Source organism: Gemmata sp. SH-PL17, assembly GCF_001610855.1.
In the GTDB taxonomy this organism is placed as follows: domain Bacteria; phylum Planctomycetota; class Planctomycetia; order Gemmatales; family Gemmataceae; genus Gemmata; species Gemmata massiliana.
The window spans coordinates 6,317,405-6,341,793 of the sequence record NZ_CP011271.1 but is presented as its reverse complement, the minus strand read 5'-3'; the positions used below and the strand labels follow the sequence as shown (position 1 = coordinate 6,341,793).

Below are 24,389 nucleotides of genomic sequence, written 5' to 3'. Positions count from 1 at the left end.
TCGGTCCGCCGGCTCATCGGCGGCGAGGGTCGGTGCCCCTTCCTTGCCGTGTGGTCCGGACGAGGTCGGGCCACACGGTGGGTGTTGGCGGGTCGGGGCGCGCGAGCAGTCGGAACCCGAACACGGCACCGTCGGTAACATGGGGAACCCCGCCGCGTCGAGCGGGGCGACGGTTGCGGCGGCTTCCGGGGTTATCAAATCGTTGCTGTAGAGGGTGACGACGTGATTTCCGCACCCGGCCATTGCCGGATCGGGCGTCGCGCACGCGACCCCTGCTGCGATGAGCAGGGCGACACGCCATTCTCGGAACGGTGGAGTGTGGGGAAAGGACATTTGAAACACAGACTAACGAGCGAAGTGGTATGACGCAATTCAGAAGTTTCGCTGCTCACTTCTTGTTGACACTCGCGCGACTTTATTGCCGAAGTGCTTCTGGTCGGTAGAACGTCGCAGTCTCGGGCGGGGCCAATTATGACCTATCTCGTTGTTTGCTCCGTCGCGCTGTTCGCGTCCGGGTTGACGTTTTTCTCCGGGTTCGGGCTGGGCACGCTGCTCCTGCCCGCGTTCGCACTGTTCTTTCCCATCGAACACGCGGTGGCGCTGACCGCGGTCGTTCACTTCCTCAATGGGTTGTTCAAACTCGCGCTGGTCGGGCGACACGCGGACCGGCGCGCCGTGCTCCGGTTCGGCGTACCGGCTATTGTTGCGTCGTTCGCGGGGGCGTGGCTGCTGCTGCAACTCACCGACCTCCAACCACTCGTGCGGTACGCACTGTTCGGCCACGAGGTGCGGGTGACGCCAGTGAAGCTCGCGGTAGGCTCGCTGCTCGCCGCGTTCGCACTCATCGAACTACTACCGACCACGCGCGACGTCACCTTTAGTGCCCGGTACCTGTCGATCGGCGGGGTGTTGAGTGGCTTCTTTGGCGGGCTTTCGGGGATGCAAGGCGCGCTCCGGTCGGCCTTCTTGTTGAAGGCCGGGCTGTCGAAAGAGGGGTTCGTCGCGACCGGGGTCGTGGTCGCGTGCCTCATCGATTTCTCGCGCCTCGGGGTGTACGTCCCGGCCCTCTTCGCGACCGGGGCCGACCTGGATTACTCGCTACTCGGTGCCGCGGTGGTGTCTGCGTTCGTCGGCGCGTACTTCGGCAACCGGTACTTGCAGAAGGTCACCATGCGCGGGGTTCAGGTGCTCGTCGCGGTGCTGCTCCTGGCTGTCGCGCTGGGATTGGCGAGCGGGGTGCTGTAGCAGCGGCGGACTCGCGCTGGGATTGGCTTTGATCCGCTACGGGAGTGGGCGATGGCGAACGGGGACGAACCACTGAATTTCGAGGCCCACCGCCGGAGACGGGACGAGAACCCGAGTCTGGTACCGTGCGCGCGGTGCGGCAAGAAGATCCTTGCTACTGCAACTCGATGTCCGGAATGCGGCATCCACTTTCAGGGCGAGGCACAGGACTTCGTTCACGAATCCGAGCGCGATGTACCGGCGCGAGGTGCACCCGCGTGGGTCGTTGCTCTCGCGGTGCTGGTGCTGATCGCGATGTTGATTGGCGTTTTGGGCCTCGGGTGATTGATACCTCGAAGCGAACACGGCCGGGAGTTACTCAGGCCGTGTTCACGTTTTTACTGGCGCTTTCAACCCGTCGGTGTCACTGGTTGAACAAGAACGCCTTCGAGTTCAACAGCGCCCAGATGATGTTCGCGTAAGCGAGCTTCTTGTTCGCCCCGGACTTCGCGATGTGGTCCAGCGCGAGCGCGAGCTTCTCCTTGGTCGGCTTCGCGCCGGTCGCGAGCACGAACAGCTCCTCGATCTTCTCGGTGTCGGGCCGGGGGTCTCTGGCCAAGCGGTCCGCGCGGCCGCCCGCGCGCCCGATCTTGTCTTCCACTTCTTGGCTGTTGATGAGGTGCAGTGTCATCGCGAGGCTGGCCTCGTTTACGCGCTCGCACTCGCACGCGCTGATGCGCTGCGGGCGCCCGGCCACGTCCAGGAAGTACGACTGGAACGACTCGTCCGGCAGCATGATCGCCCGGTTCGGGGCGAACTTGTCCGCGGGCAGGCCCGGGAACGCGGTCGGGCTGTCGGTCAGCTTCACCACCGCGTCGAACAGCACCTCCGCCTGGATCCGCTTCGGGTAGTACCGCGCGAACGATTGCTTGTCGCCGCGGTTGAACTCGTTCGGATCGGCCGCGAGCTGGTACGTCCGGCTCTTGCAGATCGTTCGCACGAGGGCCTTGAGCGAGAACTTGTTATCGACCAGCGTTTGCGCGAGTGCGTCGAGCAGTTCGGGGTTCGAGGGCGGGTTGGTGATCCGCATGTCGTCGAGCGGATCCACGATCCCGCGCCCGAAGAAGTGCGCCCAGTACCGGTTCGCCACCGTCTTCGCGAAGAACGGGTTCTTCGCCGAGGTCATCCAATCGGCGAGTTTCTGCCGGGGGTCTTCGTCCGCGGAAACCGTCATCGGGTCGCCGTCGAGGGCCTTCAGCGGCGCGGTCTGCCCGGTGCGCTTGTTCTGCACGTTACCACTGGTCCGCACGAACAGCACTTGCTTCTGGTTCTGCTGGTTCTGGTTCGACACGCCCGGGGTCTGGACCGTCTTGAACCCGACGCGCCCGAAGAACGCGGCGACGCCCCAGTAATCGTCCTGTGACCACTTCTCGTAGGGGTGGTGGTGGCACTGGGCGCACGCCATGCGCTGGCCCATGAACACCTGACTCACGTCGTCCACGAAGCTCTCGGGCGTGCGCACCTCCTTGTACCACACGGTGGCCGGGGACTTGCTCTCGTCGCCGATCGCGCAGAGGATGTCGCGCACGAAGTCGTCGTAGGGCTTGTCGGCCGCGACCGCTTCGCGGATCCACGTGTGGAACGCGAACGTGCCGAACGCGCGGTTCGGCTGCTGCCGGCGCTTCACGCGGAGGATGTCGGCCCACTTGTTCGCGAAGTAGTAAGCGTATTCCGGCGAATCGAGGAGCTTGTCCACGAGCGCGGCGCGCTTGTTCGGGGCCTTGTTCGCGAGGAACTCGGTCACGTCCTTCGGGTCGGGCAGCGTGCCGGTGATGTCCAGGTACACGCGCCGGACGAACACTTCGTCGCTGCACAGGTCCGAAGGGGCGATGTTCAGCTCGCGCCACTTCTGGGCGGTGAACCGGTCCACAACGGTCTGTTCTTTGAACTCGAACTTGGCCGCGTCCCCGGCCCGGGGTACGGTCGCGCGGAACACCGTCACGTGCCCGTTGAACCGGGCCATGACTGCGGCTTGGCCCGTAATTTTGAGCGCGTTCACCAGGCCCGTTTCGGTGACCGTGGCGATGTCCGTGTCGTTGCTCTCGTACTGCGCCCGGCGCGTCACGTCCTCCACGGCGCCGTCGGAGTAGTGCGCGAACACCGCGAGCTGCTGGCGGTTCTGGCGGTCGAGGACGCGGGCTTCGGGGTACACGCTGATCTTCGTCACGGTCGGGTCCGAGGGGCTCCCGAACGGCAACCCGGACGCGATCCACCGGCGCACGATCTTGTACTCTTCGCTGTCGGCGTCCATCTTCTTACCGCCGCCGTGCGCCATCGCGCCGCTCGCCTTGGTGAGCACCAGGCTCTGGTCCGGCGCGGCCGGGAACACGCGGCGCCCGCGCGCCTCTTTCAGGAGGTTCTCGTAGTCGAAGACCGGGTCGAACCCGAGGAGCGAGAGCCGGAACCCGTTCTGCCCCGCGATCTTCCCGTGGCACCCGCCCGAACTGCAGCTCAATTTGGTGAAGATCGGGACCACGTGGTTCGTGAAGTTGATCGGCAGCGGCGCCTCCATCTTCTCGGCGACGAGCGGCACCTTGACGGTCTTGCCCTCAACGGTCGCGGTGATTTCCGTGGTGCCGTTGACGAGCGGGAACACGCGGCCCGTCTTGTCGACGCGCGCGACGCTCGTATCGGCCACGGTGTAGGTCGCGAGTGTGGTGAGGTCGACCGCGCGCCCGTCGGCCCGGGTGCCGGTGATGACGAGTTGCGGGGCGTCGTCCATCCCCTTCAACTTGAAGGACGCGGGGTACGCGGTGACTGCGGTTACGGGTGCTTCGGCCGCGCGCCCGGCGGAAACGGACACGGCGAGGGCGAGAAGTGCGAGGACCAGGCGGGTCATGGAGGAACCCTGTGTGGTGGGTAACGCAGGTCGCGCGCCGAGGTGTGGCGCGCGACCGTGTGTTAGGTGGGTACCGATTTCGGCGGCGCGGAGCGACTACCGATTACGGAATTTTAGTCAGCTTCGTCACGCCTTCGTTGTCGGTGAGGGACATTTGGTCCCCCGTAATGTTGACCTTTACTCGGGCTTTGTCTTTCTGACCGAATAAGCCGCCACCGGATTGCATATCCTTGGGCATATCGGTGACTTCGACCCCGTCTCCGGACAAGAGCTTGTACTTGGCGTCCCACGTGATCTTTTGGTTGGGGGACGCCGCTTTCACGATTGCAAGCATTTCAGGCTTATCGGCACCCAATCCGACCGTGAGTCCGCCGTCGGCTTTGAACTCCAAGTAGATGTACATGCCAGCTTTGGCGATTTCGTCCATGTCCTGCTTGTTTTTGCCGCTCGTCTTCTCGGGGAACGCGGTGACTTTCCACTTCCCTTCGATTTTACCTTTATTGCTCGAGCCGCACCCAGTTGTGAACATGGTGCAACCGACGAGCAAAACAAAACCAATTGTGCGCGACACCGAAACCATGTGGGCGTACCTTCTCAGAAGAACTACTGTGCGGACCCGCCCGCCGAGTGCGAACGAACCAGTGCAGCACAACATTTGTACCGCATCGGTCGCGAGTCAACCAGCACGGATGGGTCAGCCGATCAGTTCTTTCACCGGGTCGCGCGCGTCGAGGATGTACATCGGGCGCCCGGCCCCGTTCGGGAACGTCATGCTCGGGTCGATCCCGATCGCGCGGTAGAGGGTGCTCAGTACGTGGGGAACGGTCAGCGGGAGATCCTTGGGGCGCTCGCCCTTCGTGGTGCTGGCGCCCACAGCTTGTCCCATCTTCAACCCGCCCCCGGCGACCAGCGCGCTCATGACCGGCGCCCAGTGGTCGCGGCCCGCGTTCGAGTTGATCTTCGGGGTGCGCCCGAACTCGCCCCACATGACGGTCACCACGTCGTCCTGCATCCCGCGGTCGTGCAGGTCTTGAATCAGGTTCGCGACCCCGCGGTCCACGAGCGGCAGTTGGCGCTTCAGCGACTGGAAGTTCTGGCCGTGCGTGTCCCAGCTCCCGACCGAGAGCGTCACGCACCCGACGCCCGCTTCGATGAGCCGGCGCGCGGTGAGGAACTGCTCGATGCCCTTGTACCGTTCCGCGACTTTGGGAGTTTCCCTGCGGAGGTCCAGGGCGTTGCGCACCACGCCCGCGGTCACCATCTCCATTGCTTTTTCGGCGTAGGCGTCCATCCCGATCATCGTGCCGGACCCGTCGATCTCGCGCCGGGTGTCGTCGAACTTGTCCAGCAGGTTCTTGCGGTCCTCGAGCCGGGCGGGGGTGACGCCGGTCGAGAGCTTGAGATTCGCGTTCCCCTGCCCGCTCGGGGTGAACGGCCGGTGCGCGATGCCGAGGTACCCCGGCTCGCTCCCGCGGCTCATCCCGCGCAGGCTGACGAACGGTGGGACCGCGCCGCTGCCGCTCCGGAGCTTCGAGACGACCGAGCCGAAGGCCGGGTGGTTGGCGGTGCTGTTCACCCGGTCCGGGTACCCGGTCATCACGAGCGAGTCGCTGTGCTCGTCCACCGACACGATGGACCGCACGCACGCGAGCTTGTCCCACATTTTCGCCTGGAGCGGGAAGTGCTCGCAGATCTCGACGCCCGTGACGTTGGTCTTGATCGGGTTGAACTCGCCCCGAAACTCGGCCGGCGCGTCGGGTTTGAGGTCGTACATGTCCATGTGGGACGGGCCGCCCGGCAAATAGATCATGATCGCGGACTTCTGCCCCTTGCTCGCCTGCTTGTTCGTGGTCGCGCTCGCCGCGCTAGCGGTTCTGAGGCGCAGCATGTCGGCCAGCGTCAGGCCCGCGCCGAACGCGCCGATCTGGAGGAAGTCGCGCCGCGAAGCGCCGTCGCAAAATTTGTGAGCGGACCCGAGGAAACGCAACATGAAAGAATCCTCGCGAACACAAAGAAGAGACGTGAAACGCGACCCCGGGCCGAGTAAAGCCCGCTTTCGGAGGCGCAAGAGTGCGGGGGAGGGAACGCGCACGCGATAACCACCTCACTGGATGTTCACATCCCGTGAGGTCGGCGTCAATGGAATTATCGGGGGCCGAAAGGGCGGAGGAACCTGCGAACGTTGCGCAGAGTACGCAGAATTTCCGCCCTCGCTTTCCCGCCGTTGTCCCCGTGCCCGCGTCACTTCGCTTCTAACTCTGATTGCAACTTGAGCCACGTCTGCTCGGCCGTGTCGAGTTCGGTCGCGATGTCCGCCAGTTCGTCGCACATGCGCTGGAGTTCGTCTGCCTCGGCCGGTTCGTTCAGTTGCGTTTCCAGTGCGCGCCGCTTCTCGTCGAGGGTGGCGATGGTGCCCTCCAGCGCCTTCATCTCTTTGCGAACCTGTGTCTCGTCGCGCGTGACACGCGGGGCCACTTTGGGAGCCTTCGTGACCTCGTCCGGGAGCTTCACCTTACCGGCGGCCAACTCGCGCTCGCCGGCCTCGATCTCCTTGTTCACGCGGTACACGTAGTCGTCGTACTTGCCGTTGTAGAGCAGCACGCGCCCGTCCCGGACTTCGATCACGCTCGTGGCGATGCGCTTCGTGAAGTGCCGGTCGTGGCTGGTGAAGACGACCGTCCCTTCGTACTCCAGGAGCGCGTCCATGAGCGCCTCGACCGTGTCCACGTCGAGGTGGTTGCCCGGTTCGTCGAGCACGAGGACGTTGTAATCGCTCAGCAACAGCCCCGCGAGGCACACGCGGGCGCGCTCGCCCCCGGACAGCACCGAGATCGGCTTGTCGACGTGCGACCCGCGGAACAGCAGCGCGCCGGCCACTTCCAGGATTTCCTGGATCTTCCGCCCCTTGCCCTTCTGTTGCAGGTACTCGAGCACCGTGTCGCGCTCGGGGAGGGTGGTGTAGACGTGCTGTGCGTACACGCCGAGTTTGCACCCGTGCCCCCAGCGCACGTCGCCGGCCACCGGCTTTAGCGAGTCCACGAGCGTGCGCAGGAACGTCGTCTTGCCCTGGCCGTTGTCGCCGACGATCGCGACCCGCGTGCCGTGGTCGATTTCGAGCTGCACGTCCGACGCGATCTGCCGGTCGGGGTAGCCGATGGCGAGGTCGCGGCACCGCACCGCGACGCCCTTGCGCGGTTCGATCTGCGGGGCGCGGATGTGCGGGGTCGGTTCGTCGCCGAGGACCTCGACCGTTTCCAACTTTTCGAGCGCCTTCGCCTTCGATTGGGCCAGCCCCGCGGTCGCGGCGCGGGCCTTGTTGCGCGCGATGAAGTCTTCGAGGTGCCGGCGCTTCGCGAGGATCGCCTCGTTCGAGCGCTCGGCGCGCTCGCGGTTCTCGCGCTGGAACTCCAGGAAGGCGTCCACTTTACCGGGGAACGACGTGAGCTTTCCGCGCGACAGCCCGATCGTGTGGTCGCACGTCGCGCCGAGGAACGCGCGGTCGTGCGACACGATCAGGCACGCCGCCCGGAAGTCCCGGAGGAAGTGTTCGAGGAGAATCTGTGTGCGCAGGTCGAGGAAGTTCGTCGGTTCGTCGAGCATGAGCAGGTTCGGCTCGTGCAGCAGCAGTGCGGCGAGCTTGAGGCGCGTTTGCCACCCGCCGGAGAGTTTCGCGACCGGGCCGTTGAGGTACGCGCCCTTCAGCTCGAACTGCCCCGCGACCTCACCGCACTTCCAGTCGGGCTGCTCGCTGTCGCGCATCAGGTACTCGAGCGCCGTTTCGCCCGGGAGGAACGGGTCGTGCTGTCGGAGGTACCCCAGTCGCAAATTGGGCGAGCGCACGACCTCGCCGCTATCGAGCTCCTCTTCGCCGAGCAGGACGCGGAGCAGGGTGCTCTTCCCGGCCCCGTTGCGGCCGATGAACCCGACCTTCGTGTTGTCGCTGATGGTCGCGTCGGCCCCATCGAGCAGGATCTGATCGCCGTAACTCTTGTGTGCGTCCGTGACCTGGAACAGGATACCCATCGGCGCTCGGTTCCTCGTGTGTTGAGAGTAGGGGCTATGCGCACGGGTCTAAAAACCGTGCTTCTTGAGGTTTGGTTTTATGCCCGAAGCGCTGACCCGATCGCGATCGGGTTCAACGCTCCACGCGCGGAGAGGGGAGCGAGAACAACCCGGCACTGTGCGCGGTCAACAATCCTCCCGGCCGTGCGCTGGTCGGGCGCGGCGGTCGGTGCGGGATCACGTAGCGGACCACGAACAGGAAGAACACGATACTCGCGGCGGTGTCGCACAGGTGGAGCACTTCGTGATACTGGAACACGCCCGGGACGATGATCGGCCACTGCGCGAGTTCGCACACCGCGCCGAGGCTGTACAGCCCGCCGCCGACCCACACCCAGTTCATCGCGCGCCACCCGATCGCACGGTAGTACAGGGGGAGAGGGAACAGCCCGATCCACCCCAAACTCAGGTAAATGCCCACGATCGCCCAGTGCGGGGCCTTCGGTAGTAACCACATGCACGACACGCCCGCGACCGCAAGGGTCCAGACCATGCGCAGGAACCACTTGCGCCACGCGCCAACGAGCAAGACCGACAGGATCGGCGTGTACGTGCCCGCGATCAGGAGATACACGGCCGACTGGTCGATCTTCTGGAACAGTCGGCGCTGGTCCGAGGTGTCGTAGTGCAGCCCGTGGAACGTGCCGCTCGCGAGGAACAGCAACACCATCGACAGCCCGTACACCACGACCGGGAGCAGGCGCCCGGGCCGGTTCGCGGTGAGGCGGTACATCACGAGCGTCGCGAAGACGGCCCAGATCGCGGTGAGCAGGTGCGATGAGGAACTAATCGGGTCGCGCAGGGACATCACGAGCGTTGGGTCTCCGGAGGCGAGTTGATTAATCTTATCGATAACAGTTGTTACCGGACATGAGGCTGTGGGGTAGGTGCGGTGTGTGCCGCCTTCACAAACGAGGCGGCACACTGAGCGAACGGCCGGTGCGAGCAAACAATGTGCCGCTCGCATTACTCTCGACGCAGCGCCGGGATGACCGGAACGCGCAGAATTCCCGCCGTTGCCACGGACGCCACCACGAACCCGACGGCCAGTACCAGTCCCAACATCCCGGCGAGGCGCACCCACGGAATCGCTGCCCCGCTCGCGACGTGCGGCGCCACCGACGCGAGCGCGGTCAGCACGCCGCTCCCGAGTCCGATGAGCAGGAGCAGCGCGTGCTCCACGATTACCAGGAACTGAAGCGCCCGCGGTCGATACCCGACGGCGCGGAGGAGGGCCAGTTCTCCCAACCGTTCCCACACGCCGCGTAGCACCACCACCGCGAGCCCGAGTACGCCGAGCAACAGCCCGAAACCGCCGAGTAGTTGGAACGTGGAGAGATACGCGCCGATGACCGCCTGGAACGAAGCGACCCGATCGCGCGTGGGTGTCGCAGTGAAACCGTTGGCACGGAACCCGATTTCCAGCACGCGGGCGAGAGCCGTTTCCTTTCCGGGGGGCGTGCGGATCAGAAACACGCGATAGCCGTTCTGTTGGGGGAACGCGCGCGCGAACTCGGCTTCGCCCGTAATGACTTCGCTCTGGAAGGGGCTATCCACCAGCGTACCGACGATGCGGAACGTCACGCTCGCGCCGTCGTCACCGGGCATGGTGAACTCGTCGCCCACGGCCTTCTTCAGCATCCACTGTGCGGTGTTGTTCTCGCAGAACACCGGGACCGCGTTGTTGGGAGCAGGTTTCGTGAGAAGCAGCCACGGATTCGCCTTCTCCTCGTCGGTTTTCGCTTCCGTCGCGTAGAACTTGAATCCCCCGCGTGCGACGAGTGGGTCCGGCACGCCCAGAACTCGGGGACGTGCGGCCTGGAACAGGTTCATGCAACTCGCGTCGTCACCACCCCGCAATCGGAGCGGGAACACTTCCTCTAAACCCGAGTCGAGTTCCGCTTTCGCAGTGGTGTATGCGGGCGTGTCATCGATTGCGTTTTGCTCGTCACCGGGGAGTTTGTAAGCCTTTTTAAGTTGGCTCTCCAGATCCGCACGACCCAACCCCGAGCCGAACGATTGGAACAGCGGCACATCGGCTTCGGCGATGAGGTTGAATCCCCCACTTCCGCCGGTCTTTTCCAAGAACTCGCGGTCGGGCTGCCGGCGGAAGCTCTCCACCGCGACCAGCAGAAATGCGGCGGACGCAAGCAGCGCGGCTGTGAGCAAACTGCGCGCGGGGTTCCGAGCGGCGTTTCGGGCACCGAGCTGCGTGAGCGCGGGCCACCCGCGTCCGTTCACGACCTTGTGTCGCGTTCGGCGCATCCACACCCACGCCCCAGCTAGCGCAGCCGTGAGGAGTAACCCACCGCCACCGAAGAACGTCATCGCCTGGAAGTCGGGATTGCTGACCTTCCCACCCGTCGCGATGAGACCAATCCCGACGATCAGTGCTCCGATTGCAATTAACTTCGCCAGACGCGGCGGGCCTTCGGCTCCCGTGCGCACCACCGTCGTTTCCCCACGGAGTAGCGCTGGAGGCGTGACTTTCACTAGCCCGCGGAGGCTCCACCAGAGCGCAGCGAACGCCATCGCGACGGTGATGCCGAATCCGAGCACGAAGCTCAGTGCGGATGTGTGTGGGTGGAAGTATGCCTTTACGCCCTCGTCCGGCCATAGATCGAGCAAAACGGTGAGCAGGAGCCGGTTGTACCCGACCCCCGCGGCTAGCCCGAGGGTTGCACCGACCGCAGCGACCACCAACCCTTCCGCGAGCAACAGGCGCCGCACTTGCTTGACGGCAAAACCCGTAGCGAGGAGCAGCCCGACTTCCTTCGCGCGCCGGTCGAGTGAGAGCCGGAACAGCAACCCCACGAGCATGAGCGCGGCCGCGATCAGGAAGAGGCTGAAGCCGAGGAACAACCCGCCGAAGTCGGTGCCCCCCTTACTAGCTGTGAGAAGGCGCTGGCGGATCGGGTCGAAGACGAGGCCGTTCGCTTTGGGGTCGAGGTGCTTTAGGAGCGCGGTGTGCATCCGCTCGTTGAGCTTTTCCAGTGATTCGTCTTTGGCGGGTGCGACCCGGACGGACGTATCCGAACCGAACCGACTGCCGAACAGCTTTCGGCCGGTCGCGAGAGTGACGTAGGCCATTGGGGTGGCCTTGTTCGCATTGAAGAACGTGCCGCGCGGGTGCGGCGTGGGCTTCTCTGGCACGCGCGCGCGAATCTTGTCGCCGGGCAGCACCGGCGGGCGGTCCCAGTTAAAGAGATTCGCTCGCACGTCCGTGACCCCACGAATTTCGGGCGTCAGGTCTTTGTCGCGTGCGGCTCCTGTGAGCGGGATGTACCCGCGGAACGTGAGATCCGTTTCCTTCAGTCGTCCTTCGCCTTCGACTTCCGGGTCGAAGTACGTCATGTGCAGCTTCGCGCCGGGCGCCAGTCCTTTCAGTTCGGACCCGGGCCAATCGAGGAGAACCACTTCGTTGTCCGCGAGTGCGGGAACGTCTTTGGGCAAGAACGGGCCGAGTGGCTCGGCCGCGTTCGGGTTCAGGCCCGCGACGATGGGGTAGGGGATCTCCTTTTTGCCCGACGCGAGTGTATCGGCCACGTACACCACGGTTGGTTCGGCACGCAGTCCCAGGTCGGCGGCCGCGGCTTCGATGGCCTTTGTCGTCCCGGGCGGGAGAATCAGTTCGGCGGATTCGACGCTGAGGTAATTGCGCCGGTCGATCTCGCGGAACTTCACCCCGAAGTCTTCCGCTCGAAGGCGCTCACGGAGCGCGGTATTGAGGTCATCGTTCGAGGCGCCACTCGCGAGGAGCACGGTGGTGGTGGGGGCCGCGTCGCCCGTCGCCATTCGGGAAAGTGTGCGTACTGGAACGAACACATTCAGTGGCGCGGCCGGGTTCGGTGTGAGGTTGAAGTCGTTCTCGCTCGCATCGGCCGGGAGTACGGCGGCCACTGTGAATTCTTCCAGAGCGGTCGTGTCGTCGGTGGCACGCTTCCCGAGTGAAGATGACCGCGGGAGGTCCGAGAACCGCTCCACGCCGAGTTTCACTTTCTCGCCTGGCTTTGCGCCGAGCTTCGTTGCGATTCGGTGGGACAGCACAATCTGCTTGTTAGTGCTGCCCCAATCGACGCCCGAAACGCCCGCGGGCGCGAACCGATCGTCCACACCGAGTACGGTCACTTTGCCGAGATAGGGCGCGGTTGCGGGTTCACCGCTCGCCTGGACGGATGCCGGGAGCAGGAGCACGGGAGCGACTTTGCCCGGCATCCCGTCGGCCACGCCCGCGCGCACGGGGCGCGGGAAGAACGCGACCGAATCGACGCCCCCGAGTTGCCGCTCGACGCGCTCGCGCAAGCTCCCGCGGAGCGAATCGCCGACCAACAGCGCGCCGGTGAACACGGCCGAGCCGACCGCGACGCCCAGCAGCACCGCGAGGTTCCCGCGCGCGTGGTACGCGAGGTTCCGCAGTACGAGTCGAGTGAACGTAAGCATCGTGTGGCTGATCTGAGGTTGGGTCAAATCGGTTGGAGCGCGCCGTCGGTCATTTCGTAGCGTTGGGGGAACAGCTTCGCGAGGTCGGCGCTGTGCGTAACCACCACGAGAACGGTGCGCTCCTGCTTGTGCAGTTCGAGGAGCAGTTCGCCGACGGACTGGGCGTTGGTGCGATCGAGGTTCCCGGTCGGTTCGTCAGCGAGCAGCAGTGTCGGCTTCAGTACGAGCGCCCGCGCGACGGCCACGCGCTGGCGCTCGCCACCGGAGAGTTCCGCCGGGCGGTGATCGAGGCGCCCGCCCAACCCCACGCGGTCGAGGAGCTGTCGTGCGTAGGCTCCCGTTTCGCCCGCGTTCGTGGCTTTGCTCACGAGCGTCGGGATCAGCACGTTTTCGAGAACGGAGCACTGCGGCAGCAAGTGGTGGTCTTGAAACACGAACCCGATGCGTGCGTTCCGGAACTGCGCGAGTTCCGCTTCGGGCAGCGCGAACGGGTCGGTACCGTCGAGAGCGACTTTGCCGCTCGAGGGGCGGTCGAGCGTGCCGAGAATGTGGAGCAACGTGCTCTTACCCGAACCGGACGGCCCCATGACCGCGACCGCGTCGCCGCGGTTTAGTGTGAAATTCACGTTGCGGAGCACCGAGAGCGGTGTCGTGCCGCGCGTCGGGTATTCTTTCGAGACGTTTTCGACGACGAGTGACATGACGGTTTCTATGAGCGCGGCCGCCCGGCCGCAACGATCGGGAGCCGCGCTCCCGGGAGTCAGTCCGACACAAGTCCCACGCGCACACGTGTGCCGAGCTTGTATACGTCTTTGACGCCCTGCGTTCACCTGTGTCGTGCCCACAGTGGCTGATTCGCCACTTCACAAGCAGCGCCTCCGGGAACTACCGGTGACGGGGGCGGGGCTTACCGTTTTCGGCGGGTCGTGGTCCTTTCCCAAATCGAGCAAAATTCCGCGCGGGTATTCCGGCGAACCGGGCTCTTATACAGGCGGCAGTGGAGGACCGGCATGGCGGGGACGCGGTTGGCCGCACTGGTGCGCAGGCCGCGACGGGACGTAACGCCCGATTTGGGCGCGTGTTCCGACGCCGATCTCCTCGCGCGCTTCGCGGCCACGCGCGACAACGCCGCGTTCGAGTTGCTCGTGTGGCGGCACGGGGCAATGGTTCTGTCCGCGTGCCGCCGCGTGTTGGGGCACCAGCAGGACGCCGAAGACGCATTCCAGGCCGCGTTCTTGGTGTTAGCTCGAAAGGCAGCCACGGTCCGGAGCGGCGTTACCGTTCCGGCCTGGCTGCACCGAGTTGCTGTGCGGATCGCTGGCGCAACCCTCGGGCCTGTTCTGTCTACCCCGCTTTCGCCCGAGGGAAAGACACTCGTCCTTCTGGAACCGCTCAAAAACGAATTCCGGTTTCTGGACTCGTAGACGGGGAAGGATCGCTTCCGTGTCCCCGCGTTTCGGCGGCCGGTGGTTTTCAGCCACTACCGGCGGTCTTACACCTGCTGTCGCAAATCGCTCGTTCATCGGCCCGCGTGCTCGGGCTCCGCGTTCCCGGTGGGCCGCGCGGCTCTTAGAATCTCCGCATGCCTCTCACCAAGCTAGCCGGCGGCACCGTCTACGACCCCGCGAACGGTATTCACGGCGAGGTCCGCGACCTCTGGGTCGATGGCGGGAAGATCGTCGATCCGCCCACCGACCCCGCAACGCTCCCCGCGCGCGCGTTTGATCTTTCCGGCCTCGTGGTGATGCCCGGCGGCGTGGACATGCACGCGCACATCGCCGGTCCGAAGGTGAACGTCGCGCGCAAGCTCCGGCCCGAGGACCGGCGCGACAACACCCCGTTCTTGCGCACCGATCTCCTCCGATCCGGAACGCGCGGGAGCACCCCGACCACGTTCACCACGGGCTACCTCTACGCGGGGCTCGGCTACACTACCGTGTTCGATGCCGCGATCCCGCCCCTGGGCGCGCGCCACACGCACGAAGAGTTCCACGACACCCCGGTCATCGACAAAGGGTTCTTTGTTCTCGTCGGCAACAATCACTACCTGATGGACCAGCTCGGGCGCGGTGAACCCGAGCGCGTGCGAGCGTTTTGTGGGTGGCTCCTCAACGCGACTCGCGGGTACGCGCTAAAAGTGGTGAACCCGGGCGGAGTGGAGGTGTGGAAGCAGGGCCGCAACGGGATGGCGGGGCTCGACGACGTCGTTCCCGGGTTCGGGGTGTCCCCGCGCGCGATCGTCGCTGCGGTCGCGCGCGCGGCCGACGAACTGAAGCTGCCGCACGCGGCTCACATTCACTGCAACCAACTCGGAATGCCGGGGAACTGGCAGACGACGCTCGACACGATGCGGGCGGTGGATGGCCACCGCGGGCACTTCACGCACATTCAGTTCCACAGTTACGGCGGCGGACCGGACGATCAGGGGACGTTCTGCTCCAAAGTGCCCGCGCTCGCGGAGTGGGTGAACGGCCACCCGAACCTGACCGTGGACGTCGGTCAGGTGATGTTCGGCGACACGACTTCAATGACCGGCGACGGCCCGCTCGGGCACTTCCTGCACAAAGTGACGGGCCGGAAGTGGTTCAACGGCGACACCGAGTGCGAGGGCGGGTGCGGGATCGTGCCCATCGAGTACAAGGAAAAGAGCTTCGTTCACGCGCTCCAGTGGGCCATCGGGCTCGAATGGTACCTGCTCGTGAACGACCCGTGGCGCGTGGCGATGAGTACCGACCACCCGAACGGCGGCTCGTTCCTCGCGTACCCGGAAATCTGCGCGCTGCTTCTGAGTCGCGACTACCGGCGCGAGGTGCTGAAGCGCCTGCCCGAGCGCCTGCGCACGGTCTGCACGCTCCCGGACCTCGAGCGCGAATACACCCTCTCGGAGATCGCGATCGTCACGCGCGCCGGTCCCGCGCGGATGCTCGGACTACCGCACAAGGGGCACCTCGGACCCGGCGCCGACGCGGACATCACCGTGTACACCCCCGGCACCGACTTCAAGCTGATGTTCGAGCTGCCGCGGTACGTGTTCAAAGCGGGGGAAATGGTCGTCGAACACGGTGAGATCCGCGTGGTCCCGTTCGGGCCGGCGCTCGCGGTTCGGCCGGCGTTCGATGAAGCCGCGATCCCGCACATCCGCGAGTGGTTCGAGGGCGCGTATTCGCTCGCGTTCGATAACTACGCGGTCGGCCCGGAGTACGCATCGCACGGCGAGATCGTCGTGCCGTGCCGGGGGTGAGCGCCATGCGAATCGGCATCGTCACCGACATCCACGACCAGGTGAAGATCCTCGCCGATGTACTCGCCGCGCTGAAGGCCGAAGCCGTCGACGCGATCGTCACGCTCGGCGACAACACGGACCTGTTCGGGAAGTGGAACAAGGCCGACGAGGTCGCGGATCTGCTGCGCGGGGCCGGTGCGGTCGGCGTGTGGGGTAACCACGATTTCGGACTGTGTCGCAACGTGCCGGAGGAAACCCGGTTCCGGTTCCTGCGCCGCACACTCGATTATTTCGAGACGCTACAGCCGCGTCTCGAACTCGGTGGGTGCCACTTCAGCCACATCGAACCGTTTCTCGACCCCGAACGAACAGACGATTTGTGGACGTTCGAGGGGCGCCCGGAAGACGAGGAACGCACGGCCAAGAGCTTCGTCGCGATCCCGCACCGCGCCGCGTTTTTGGGTCACTTCCACCGATGGCTCGCGCTCTCGGATGCGGGGCGTGTGGAGTGGAACGGGAGCGCCCCGCTGCACTTCGAGCCGGACAAACGGTATCTTGTGGTAGTGGCCCCGCTGTTCAACGGGGAGTTCGCGGTCCTCGACACCGACCGCGGGATCATCGAACCGCGCAGACTTCCCCGGCGCGAGGAACCGACATAATGAAGCTGATTCTGGCGATCATTCAGCCCTCGAAGCTCGACGCCGTCAAGGAAGCGCTGAACAAGGTAGAGGTGTTCCGGCTCACGATCGTGGACGTGCTCGGGTTCGGCCGGCAGAAAGGCCACACAGAGGTCTACCGCGGTCACGAGCTGACAGTGAACATGCTGCGGAAAGTTCAGTTACAAATCGCAGTTAACGAAGACTTCGTCGAGCCGACCGTGAACGCGATCATGGACGCGGCCCGCACCGGTCCGGAAGGGCGCATCGGGGACGGCAAGATATTTATTCTGCCGCTAGAAGACTGCATCCGTATTCGCACCGGCGAGCGCGGACCGGAGGCAATTTAAGCACCGTCAGAATTGTAGTCCGGTCAAATTTTTCAGCCGGAACTCGCAACGCCGGGCTCAATTCGATCGCGATCAGAGCGGGCGAACGTCCGCGCGCGATCGGAATATGTTGCCGAACGGAAATGCCCTGTTCCGGTCGCATTTCGTTACGAACTTGCACGTCTTCCGGACAATCCGAGCACCCATACGAGCGCAAATTGCCGATTTCGCTGGCAATCACCGTGCCCACAAATTTGACTTCACCGCGCACTCGTTCTGAACTGAATGTGGGCACGTTGAGGTAATCACTCAACCGCAACGAGTGACCCAACTCGCGGCTCATCGACTCGACTCGCTAAGGACCGGGCTCTGAACACCAGCACGAATTTTCGCGCGTTGGGTGTTGGAACCGGGAAGTTCAGTACCTTCGGGCAAATATTGGTGGGTCGGCTCGATAAGAGCGAGAGAGATCGATTAAGACGCGACAAGAAACTCTGAGACAGGGGCGCGGTGAATGGACAGCGATGAACCGATTCACGTAGCCGTTGACCCGGAAACGGGCGCGTCGAATCTGACCCTCAAGGGGCGCATCACCGTCGACTGTGCGCGCGCATTCCACAAGGCCGCCCTCGATCTGGTGGCCGGCGGGACCAACGTCCGGGTGTCGTGCGCGGGCGCGGAGTTCTTCGACGTGTCCGCGCTCCAGATCTTCTTGTCGCTCGGCCGGGAACTCATGAAGCGGGGCCGGCGGTGCGACATCGTCGGCGTCGGTGGGCCGCTCGCGGCGGACTTCCGCCTCGTGGGGCTGGGGGGCGCTGCGGCGCAGGCCTGAACGCACTTGTCCAGGCCCAATATCGGACCGGGTTGCGAACTCGGGAAAGGGAACCGATGACGAAGACCGTCCTGATCGTGGACGACTCGCCCACGATGCGGCAAATGGTGGGCGACACGCTCCGCGGAGCCGGGTACGCAGTGGTCGAAGGGATCAACGGCGAGGACGCCCTGCGCAAAGTCGCCAACAAGACCGTGCAACTGGTGATTACCGATTTCAACATGCCGATCATGGGCGGCATCGCCCTGATCGAGCGCCTTCGCGCGAAGCCCGCGTTCCGGTTCACACCGATCCTGGTGCTGACCACCGAGACCGAGATGGCGCGCAAGGAACAGGGCCGCAACGCGGGCGCCACCGGCTGGGTGACCAAGCCGTTCGACCCGACGCGGCTCATTCAGGTCGTGAAACGACTCGTGCCCTGACATTCACCTTCTCCCGGAGCCCGCACCCGCGCGCCCCGGACCAGGCGGAGCGGAAATGCGGATCGACCCAACGGCGTACCGAAAAACGTTTTTCGACGAGGCCATCGACCACCTCGCGACCCTCGAAGGCGCCCTGCTCCGGCTGGAAAAGGGCCGCCCGATTCCACCGCGGTGGACGAGGCGTTCCGGGCCGCCCACTCCGTTAAAGGCGGGGCGGACGCGGTCGGGTTCCCCCACATCGCGAAGTTCACGCACTCCGTCGAGGGGTTCCTCGAGCGGTTCCGCGCCAACGGCCAGGTTCCGCGCCGCGGGCTGGACATCCTGCTCGAAGCGACGGACGTGCTCACCCGGCTGGTGAACGCGGCCCGGCACGACGAGCCGCCGCCCGAGGGGACCGAGGAACTGGTCGCCCGGCTCGCGGCCGAGGGCACGGCGGTCGGCGCCGAGGCGCACCCGGAACCCGCACCCGCTCCGGCCCCGGAGCCCGCCAACGGGAGCGGCCGCGCGTCCAAATCGTGGTGGGAATCCCCGAACGAACTCGACCGCCTCAAACCCGCCGACGCGGAGCCGCGCGTGACCGCATACACCGTCACCGTGACCCCGCACCCCGAGGCCCTGCGCTCGGGGCTGGACCCGCTCCCGCTGCTCCGCGAGCTCGCGCAGCTCGGCACCGTCGGGCGCGTCGAATTCAACCTGTCCGCGCTCCCCGCGCTCGCCGATCTGGACCCGGAACGGTGCTACGTCGCCTGGACGGTCCACCTCGAAACCACACAACCGCTCACCGCGATCAACGACGTCTTCGCGTTCTCCCCGGACATGATTAAGGCGACCGTCGCGCTCGCCGCGAGCGCCCCGGCCCCCGCGCCGGTGGCTCCGGCCGCGCCCGTTGCCGCCGCGCCCTCGCCCCCACCGGTCCCGGCCGCCCCGCCGCCCCGAGCGCCCGAGCGCCCGGCCCCGGCCGCGCCCCGCCCGAGCGCTCGGCCCCGATGCCGCCGCGCATCGAGAACCCGGGGGCCTCGCTGTTCGGGACGTTCGACCGCCGGCTCCCGACCCCCGACCCGGTCCGGTTCGCCGCGTTCCTCGTGAGCCGCAACGCGATCAACGCCGCTCAAGCTCTCGACGCGCTCGTGCGCCACCGCGACGGGCGCCAGACGGCCGCCGCCGTTGCGGTCCAGGCCGGACTGATGACGATCGACCAGTTGCGGGACATGGTGGAGTGGATGGGGGCCGACGAGGGGTTCAGCGAGGCCGCGATCCGGCTCGAGTACCTGACCGAGAGCGACCTCGGGCGCGTGCTGATCCGGCAGGAACAAGGCGCACCGCCCCTGAGCGACCACCTGATCGCGAGCGGCGCGCTGGCCGAGGACGCGGTGGCGCGCGAGCTGGCCGCGTACCGCTCACAGGCCGCCGCCGCCCCGGACCCCGCGGCGAGCTTCAGCGAACTGCCCCCGGTGGAGATGCCGCGCACGCCCGGGGAGTCGCTCCTCGACGAGAACGGCGCGATGATCGGCGACTTCTGCGCCGAGGCCGCCGAGCACCTGGAGACCGCGGACCGGAACCTGCTGACGATCGACGGCGACCCGACCAACGCGGACGCGCTCAACGCGGTGTACCGCGGGTTCCACACGATCAAGGGCGTGTCCAGCATGCTCGGCCTGAGCGCCGTGCAGATGCTCGCGCACGAGGCCGAGAACCTGCTGAACCTGGCCCGCGAGGGCAAGGTGCTCTTGCAGGGCAAGCCGATGGACCTCGTGTTCGCCAGCACCGACGCCCTCAAGCGCCAGGTCCAGTTCGTCCGCACGTGGGCGATCGAGCGCGGCAAACTGGCCGAAGACCCGACCCTGCCGAACCTGCTCGCCGAACTGCGGGTCGCCGTGGGCGGGTTGACCCACGGCCACCGCCCGGCGGCCCCGCACCCGGCCCCGGCCGCGCCGAAGGCCGAGGCACCGAAGGCCGAGGCACCGAAGGCCGAGGCACCGAAGGCCGAGGCCAACCACGACCACCCGACCCCGGCCCGCACCCGCACCCGGCCCGGCCGCGCCGAAGGCCGACGGGCACCCCGAACCCGCCGCGCGCCGCGCGCCGGACAAAGAAACGGTGCGCGTGGACAAGGACCGGCTCGACAAGCTCATCAATACTATCGGCGAACTCGTGATCGCGCAGTCGATGGCCCAGCAGGAGTTCGACGAACTCAACGCCGAGGCCGGCGTGCTCTCGCTCGCCCTGCCCGAACTGTCGAAGATCTCGCGCGACCTCCAGGAGCTGAGCCTGTCGCTGCGGATGGTCCCGATGCAGGGCACGTTCCAGAAGATGGCCCGGCTCGTCCGCGACCTGTCGCGGAAGATGGAGAAGCCGGTCGAACTCGAGCTGCACGGCGAGGAGACCGAACTCGACAAGACGGTGGTGGACCAGCTCGGCGACCCGCTCATGCACATGGTCCGCAACGCGATCGACCACGGGCTGGAGGAGACGTCGGAGCGGGCCGCGGTGGGCAAGCCGACCGCCGGGCGCGTCGTGCTCCGGGCCTACCACCAGGGCGGGAGCGTGTTCATCGAGCTGACCGACGACGGCAAGGGCCTGGACCGCGAGCGCATCCTGAAGAAGGCGCTCGAAAAGGGCATCATCACCGAGGGCCAGCGCCTCACGGACTCCGAGATCTACGCGCTCATCTTCGAGGCCGGGTTCTCGACCGCGAAGGCCGTGACCGACGTGTCCGGGCGCGGGGTCGGCATGGACGTGGTCCGGCGGAACGTCGAGGCGCTCCAGGGCAACATCCTGATCCGCACCCAGATGGGCCAGGGGACCACGTTCACCATCCGGCTCCCGCTCACGCTGGCGATCATGGACGGGCTGGTGGTCGGGCTCGGGGGCGAGGTGTACGTGCTCCCGCTGCTGTCGGTCGTCGAGTCGTTCCGCCCGCACCCGGCCGACATGCACCGGATCGCCGGGCGCGGCGAAGCGGTCACGGTCCGCGGCGAGGTGGTCCCGCTCCTGCGGCTCCACGAGATCCTCGGGCGCCCGAGCGAGGTCACCGACCCGTGCCGCGGGCTGGTCGTGCTCGTCGAGGACCAGGGCAAGAAGCACGCGGTCCTGGTGGACGAGCTGCTCGGCCAGATGCAGGCCGTGGTCAAGAGCCTCGACGCGAACTACAAGCGCGTCGAGGGCCTGGCCGGGGCCACCATCCTCGGCGACGGGCGCGTGGCCATGATCCTCGACATCCACGGGCTGGCCCAGTTGCACACCCAGTTCGGCAAGGGCGCACCGGAACCGGCCCTCGCCGCGGTCGGTTCCGACAGCTTCTTTGGAGACGAACTATGAACGCACCCGAAGCGAGCGACCTGAACGGCTCACCGGACGGGAGCCAGTTTCTGACGTTCATGCTGCAGGACGAAGAGTACGGGTTGGAGATCTTGCGGGTGCAGGAGATCAAGGGGTACTCGAAGATCACCCCGCTGCCCAACACCCCCCGAGAAGTCAAAGGGGTCATGAACCTGCGCGGGACCGTGGTCCCGGTCATCGACCTGCGCGCGCGGTTCAACCTGCGCGAGGCCGAGTACACCCCGTTCACGGTCATCATCGTGGTCACCGTGGGCACCAAGGTGGTCGGGCTCGTCGTGGACGCGGTGTCCGACGTGCTCAACGTGGAGCCCAAGGAGATGGTCCCGACCCCGGACCTCGGGTCCGGCGTGGACACCTCGTTCCTCAACGGGATCGCGCGCACCGGCGAGCGCCTCGTCTCCCTACTCAACATCGATCGGCTCGTCGGGAACGCGACCGGGCCGGCACTCACAGCGTAGCCCCCACCCTCTCCCCCCAGCACCGAGAGCACGCCCATGAACTGGTTCCGCAACTGCCGGACGATGACCAAGCTCCTCCTCGGCTTCTCGGCCCTCGCGGTGCTGGTGGCCGGTACGGGGTACATCGCGACGTCCAGCATGCAGACGATGAACGGCCGCTCGGAGGAGCTGTACGAGAAGCACCTCAAGGGGATGCACGCGATCGACGAGACCAGCACCTCGGTCGCGATGGGCGGGCGCGGCGTGCGCATGACGATCCTGTCCAAGACCCCCGAGGAGCGCAAGAAGAACGCGGACCAGGCGCGCCAGTACCTGCGCGACGTCCAGAGCCACGTGGACGCCGCGGAACAGTTGCTCGTCACGCCGGATGAGAAGCAAAAAATGGCCGACGTCAAGGCGCTCGCGCCGGCGTGGATCGAGCGCCTGGGGAGCGCGAACTCCCTGGCCGAGGCCGGGCGCGACAAGGAGTCGCTCGAGGTGCTCCAGGCGTCGGCCGGCGGGGCCAACCAACTGGTCACGGCGATGGCCCAGTTGCGCGAGACCAAGTTCAAGACCAGTAAGCAGGCGTTCGAGAGCGGAACAGAGACGTACCGCTCCGCCCGCCAAACGATGATCGGCGCGGTCATCGGGGGCGTGGCGGGGGCGCTGCTCCTGGGGTACCTGATCGCCCAGCTCATCACGGCCCCGCTCAACCGCTGCGTGGCGGTGCTCGAGGGCGTGGCCAAGGGCGACCTGACACAGCGGGCCGAGATCGACACCCGGGACGAGACCGGGCGCCTGGCGGCGGCCCTGAACGTGGCGATCGGCAACATGCAGGCGGACGTGACGGAGATGGCCCGGACCAAGTCCATGCTCGACTCGGCCCCGATCAACGTGATGTTCGCGGACCGCGAGTTCAAGATCCGCTACGCCAACGCCGCCACGTTCAAGTCGCTGCGCGGGGTCGAGCACCTGTTGCCGATCAAGGCGGATCAGTTGTTGGGCCAGTCCATCGACATCTTCCACAAGCGCCCCGAGCACCAGCGCCGGTTGCTGGGTGATCCGAAGAACCTGCCGCATTCGGCGAACATCCCGCTGGGCACGGAGACGCTGGAGCTGAACGTGAACCCGGTGTTCGACGAGAAGCGCAACTACATCGGGGCGATGGTGACGTGGTCCATTATCACTGAGCGCCTCGCGCTGGAAAAGCGGGTCAAGGAAAACGCCGAGCGCGACGCGGCACAAAGTGCCGAACTGCAACACAAGGTCTCGGCGATCACGGAGTCCGTGAGCGCGCTGGCGGCCGGGGACTTCACCCAACAGATCCCGGATCTGGGGACCGACGAGGTGGGCCAGATGGCCGCGGCTCTAAACGAGGCCGTGGTTTCGGTTCGGACCGCCCTGGAAGGTGTGCGCGAAGTTTCCGTGCAACTCGCGGATGCGTCGAGCCAGCTCTCGAGCGCCAGCGAGGAGATCTCGACGGGCGCCCAGGAACAGGCGAGCAGCCTCGAAGAGACGGCGAGCACCCTCGAAGAAATCACCGCGACCGTGCGCCAGAACTCGGACAGCGCGCAACAGGCGCGTCAGTTGGCGAGCACTTCCCGGGACACGGCCGAGAAGGGCGGTCAGGTGGTGGGCAACGCGGTTGGCGCGATGAGCGAGATCAACGAGTCGTCGAAGAAGATCGCGGACATTATTACGACGATTGATGAGATCGCGTTCCAGACGAACCTGCTGGCGCTGAACGCGGCGGTGGAAGCGGCCCGCGCGGGTGAGCAGGGTCGCGGGTTCGCGGTGGTGGCGAGCGAGGTGCGCAACCTGGCCCAGCGGAGCGCGACCGCGGCGAAGGAGATCAAGTCGCTGATCGAGGATTCGGTGAAGAAGGTCGATGCCGGTACCGAACTCGTGAACCGGTCCGGCTCGACCCTGGGCGACATCGTGACAAGTGTTAAGCGCGTCACGGACATCATCACGGAGATCGCTGCGGCCAGTAAGGAGCAGTCCACGGGTATCGACCAGGTGAACAAGGCCGTAACCCAGATGGACTCCGTGACCCAGCGCAACGCCTCGCAGACCGAGGAAATGTCGGCGACGGCGCAGACGCTGACGGACCAGGCGGGTCAGCTACGCGACCTCGTCTCGCGCTTCAAACTAAGCGACGACGGGCGCCCCGGAGCGCGCACGGCGCCCAAGCCGGTTCGCGCGAAGGCGGCTCCCAAACCCCGGCCCGCGGTGGCCCGCGCGATGAGCAACGGGCACTCCAATGGCAACGGGCGCGCCCACGACCTCGACCGCCTCGGCGGTGGGGGCAACGACGGGTTCACCGAGTTCTGATTCCTGCCCCGCTATCAGTGCTCGCGCGTGATCCACAAGCGCGAGCACTGCATTATCTGAAAAACGCAGTGCTCGCGCGAGTATTGCATTCCATATTTGGCCGTGTCCGAGCCGGTGATTGGTGTCACCGGTGTAGTGATCGTTCTCCGTTCATCGCGCAACTCGGACGTAATACGCCCACGGATTCTGAGA

Annotated in this window: 19 protein-coding genes and 1 pseudogene; 13 read left to right on the top strand and 7 right to left on the bottom strand. The window is 66.0% G+C overall.

Annotation, left to right across the window (positions count from 1 at the left end):
- The first annotated feature begins 471 nt into the window (after positions 1–471).
- Positions 472–1,245 carry a sulfite exporter TauE/SafE family protein gene (locus tag VT84_RS26065; RefSeq protein WP_082841554.1) on the top strand — a complete coding sequence of 258 codons (774 nt, stop codon included), beginning with the start codon at positions 472–474 and terminating at the stop codon, positions 1,243–1,245.
- A 51-nt stretch (positions 1,246–1,296) separates the two neighbouring features.
- Complete coding sequence (locus tag VT84_RS26060; protein ID WP_082841553.1) at positions 1,297–1,569, top strand: hypothetical protein; 273 nt, start codon at positions 1,297–1,299, stop codon at positions 1,567–1,569.
- 79 nt (positions 1,570–1,648) lie between these two features.
- Here the strand turns inward: VT84_RS26060 and VT84_RS26055 are convergent, their stop codons facing one another.
- From VT84_RS26055 to VT84_RS26025, 7 genes are all read right to left on the bottom strand, one after another.
- Positions 1,649–4,123, bottom strand: coding sequence for a DUF1549 domain-containing protein (locus VT84_RS26055; RefSeq protein ID WP_082841552.1), 2,475 nt, complete (start codon positions 4,121–4,123; stop codon positions 1,649–1,651).
- Between the two features lie 103 nt (positions 4,124–4,226).
- Complete coding sequence (locus VT84_RS26050) at positions 4,227–4,703, bottom strand: hypothetical protein (RefSeq protein WP_052561619.1); 477 nt, start codon at positions 4,701–4,703, stop codon at positions 4,227–4,229.
- Positions 4,704–4,817: 114 nt separating this feature from the next.
- Complete coding sequence (locus VT84_RS26045; RefSeq protein ID WP_082841551.1) at positions 4,818–6,113, bottom strand: DUF1501 domain-containing protein; 1,296 nt, start codon at positions 6,111–6,113, stop codon at positions 4,818–4,820.
- A gap of 251 nt (positions 6,114–6,364) precedes the next feature.
- The gene (locus VT84_RS26040; protein ID WP_082841550.1) at positions 6,365–8,146 is read right to left on the bottom strand and encodes an ABC-F family ATP-binding cassette domain-containing protein; all 1,782 of its coding nucleotides are present in this window, start codon (positions 8,144–8,146) and stop codon (positions 6,365–6,367) included.
- Positions 8,147–8,258: 112 nt separating this feature from the next.
- Positions 8,259–8,993, bottom strand: coding sequence for a PAQR family membrane homeostasis protein TrhA (trhA, locus tag VT84_RS26035; protein WP_239465939.1), 735 nt, complete (start codon positions 8,991–8,993; stop codon positions 8,259–8,261).
- A gap of 158 nt (positions 8,994–9,151) precedes the next feature.
- Complete coding sequence (locus VT84_RS26030; protein ID WP_082841548.1) at positions 9,152–12,625, bottom strand: ABC transporter permease; 3,474 nt, start codon at positions 12,623–12,625, stop codon at positions 9,152–9,154.
- Between the two features lie 23 nt (positions 12,626–12,648).
- Positions 12,649–13,326 carry an ABC transporter ATP-binding protein gene (locus VT84_RS26025; protein ID WP_082841547.1) on the bottom strand — a complete coding sequence of 226 codons (678 nt, stop codon included), beginning with the start codon at positions 13,324–13,326 and terminating at the stop codon, positions 12,649–12,651.
- A 309-nt stretch (positions 13,327–13,635) separates the two neighbouring features.
- Here VT84_RS26025 and VT84_RS26020 point away from each other — a divergent pair, with 309 nt between their 5' ends.
- From VT84_RS26020 to VT84_RS25970, 11 genes and pseudogenes are all read left to right on the top strand, one after another.
- The gene (locus VT84_RS26020) at positions 13,636–14,049 is read left to right on the top strand and encodes an RNA polymerase sigma factor (RefSeq protein WP_082841546.1); all 414 of its coding nucleotides are present in this window, start codon (positions 13,636–13,638) and stop codon (positions 14,047–14,049) included.
- A gap of 158 nt (positions 14,050–14,207) precedes the next feature.
- Positions 14,208–15,866: a formylmethanofuran dehydrogenase subunit A gene (locus VT84_RS26015; RefSeq protein WP_082841545.1), complete on the top strand. Its 1,659-nt coding sequence runs from the start codon at positions 14,208–14,210 to the stop codon at positions 15,864–15,866.
- Between the two features lie 5 nt (positions 15,867–15,871).
- Positions 15,872–16,507: a metallophosphoesterase family protein gene (locus VT84_RS26010; protein WP_157469837.1), complete on the top strand. Its 636-nt coding sequence runs from the start codon at positions 15,872–15,874 to the stop codon at positions 16,505–16,507.
- Positions 16,507–16,854 carry a P-II family nitrogen regulator gene (locus tag VT84_RS26005; RefSeq protein ID WP_010050902.1) on the top strand — a complete coding sequence of 116 codons (348 nt, stop codon included), beginning with the start codon at positions 16,507–16,509 and terminating at the stop codon, positions 16,852–16,854. Before VT84_RS26010 ends, VT84_RS26005 begins: the two co-directional genes overlap by 1 nt.
- 493 nt (positions 16,855–17,347) lie before the next feature.
- Positions 17,348–17,665: an STAS domain-containing protein gene (locus VT84_RS26000; protein WP_082841543.1), complete on the top strand. Its 318-nt coding sequence runs from the start codon at positions 17,348–17,350 to the stop codon at positions 17,663–17,665.
- Positions 17,666–17,721: 56 nt separating this feature from the next.
- Positions 17,722–18,087 (top strand): response regulator, encoded by a 366-nt coding sequence (locus VT84_RS25995; protein ID WP_052561676.1) that lies wholly within the window; start codon positions 17,722–17,724, stop codon positions 18,085–18,087.
- Positions 18,088–18,258: 171 nt separating this feature from the next.
- Positions 18,259–19,173, top strand: a complete 915-nt coding sequence (locus tag VT84_RS25990) for an Hpt domain-containing protein (protein WP_082841542.1) — start codon at positions 18,259–18,261, stop codon at positions 19,171–19,173.
- A pseudogene (locus VT84_RS42430) lies at positions 19,074–19,808 on the top strand (Hpt domain-containing protein); the annotation flags it as partial. The gene VT84_RS25990 and the pseudogene VT84_RS42430, both read left to right, overlap by 100 nt.
- 376 nt (positions 19,809–20,184) lie before the next feature.
- The gene (locus VT84_RS25980; RefSeq protein WP_082841541.1) at positions 20,185–21,405 is read left to right on the top strand and encodes a chemotaxis protein CheA; all 1,221 of its coding nucleotides are present in this window, start codon (positions 20,185–20,187) and stop codon (positions 21,403–21,405) included.
- Positions 21,402–21,884 (top strand): chemotaxis protein CheW, encoded by a 483-nt coding sequence (locus VT84_RS25975; RefSeq protein ID WP_082843416.1) that lies wholly within the window; start codon positions 21,402–21,404, stop codon positions 21,882–21,884. The genes VT84_RS25980 and VT84_RS25975 overlap by 4 nt, the downstream gene beginning before the upstream one ends.
- A gap of 36 nt (positions 21,885–21,920) precedes the next feature.
- On the top strand, positions 21,921–24,197 hold the full coding sequence (locus VT84_RS25970; protein ID WP_082841540.1) for a methyl-accepting chemotaxis protein: 2,277 nt from the start codon (positions 21,921–21,923) through the stop codon (positions 24,195–24,197).
- The last annotated feature ends 192 nt before the right edge of the window (positions 24,198–24,389 follow it).

Excerpts from the sequence above, each read along its gene's own strand:
- VT84_RS26020 (WP_082841546.1), top strand. The coding sequence starts at position 13,636 with ATGGCGGGGACGCGGTTGGCCGCACTGGTGCGCAGGCCGCGACGGGAC.
- VT84_RS26040 (WP_082841550.1), bottom strand. The coding sequence starts at position 8,146 with ATGGGTATCCTGTTCCAGGTCACGGACGCACACAAGAGTTACGGCGAT.
- VT84_RS26010 (WP_157469837.1), top strand. The coding sequence starts at position 15,872 with ATGCGAATCGGCATCGTCACCGACATCCACGACCAGGTGAAGATCCTC.
- trhA (WP_239465939.1), bottom strand. The coding sequence starts at position 8,993 with ATGTCCCTGCGCGACCCGATTAGTTCCTCATCGCACCTGCTCACCGCG.
- VT84_RS25995 (WP_052561676.1), top strand. The coding sequence starts at position 17,722 with ATGACGAAGACCGTCCTGATCGTGGACGACTCGCCCACGATGCGGCAA.
- VT84_RS26030 (WP_082841548.1), bottom strand. The coding sequence starts at position 12,625 with ATGCTTACGTTCACTCGACTCGTACTGCGGAACCTCGCGTACCACGCG.
- VT84_RS26005 (WP_010050902.1), top strand. The coding sequence starts at position 16,507 with ATGAAGCTGATTCTGGCGATCATTCAGCCCTCGAAGCTCGACGCCGTC.
- VT84_RS26015 (WP_082841545.1), top strand. The coding sequence starts at position 14,208 with ATGCCTCTCACCAAGCTAGCCGGCGGCACCGTCTACGACCCCGCGAAC.
- VT84_RS26000 (WP_082841543.1), top strand. The coding sequence starts at position 17,348 with ATGGACAGCGATGAACCGATTCACGTAGCCGTTGACCCGGAAACGGGC.
- VT84_RS26045 (WP_082841551.1), bottom strand. The coding sequence starts at position 6,113 with ATGTTGCGTTTCCTCGGGTCCGCTCACAAATTTTGCGACGGCGCTTCG.
- VT84_RS26065 (WP_082841554.1), top strand. The coding sequence starts at position 472 with ATGACCTATCTCGTTGTTTGCTCCGTCGCGCTGTTCGCGTCCGGGTTG.
- VT84_RS25975 (WP_082843416.1), top strand. The coding sequence starts at position 21,402 with ATGAACGCACCCGAAGCGAGCGACCTGAACGGCTCACCGGACGGGAGC.
- VT84_RS25970 (WP_082841540.1), top strand. The coding sequence starts at position 21,921 with ATGAACTGGTTCCGCAACTGCCGGACGATGACCAAGCTCCTCCTCGGC.
- VT84_RS26050 (WP_052561619.1), bottom strand. The coding sequence starts at position 4,703 with ATGGTTTCGGTGTCGCGCACAATTGGTTTTGTTTTGCTCGTCGGTTGC.
- VT84_RS26025 (WP_082841547.1), bottom strand. The coding sequence starts at position 13,326 with ATGTCACTCGTCGTCGAAAACGTCTCGAAAGAATACCCGACGCGCGGC.
- VT84_RS26055 (WP_082841552.1), bottom strand. The coding sequence starts at position 4,123 with ATGACCCGCCTGGTCCTCGCACTTCTCGCCCTCGCCGTGTCCGTTTCC.
- VT84_RS26060 (WP_082841553.1), top strand. The coding sequence starts at position 1,297 with ATGGCGAACGGGGACGAACCACTGAATTTCGAGGCCCACCGCCGGAGA.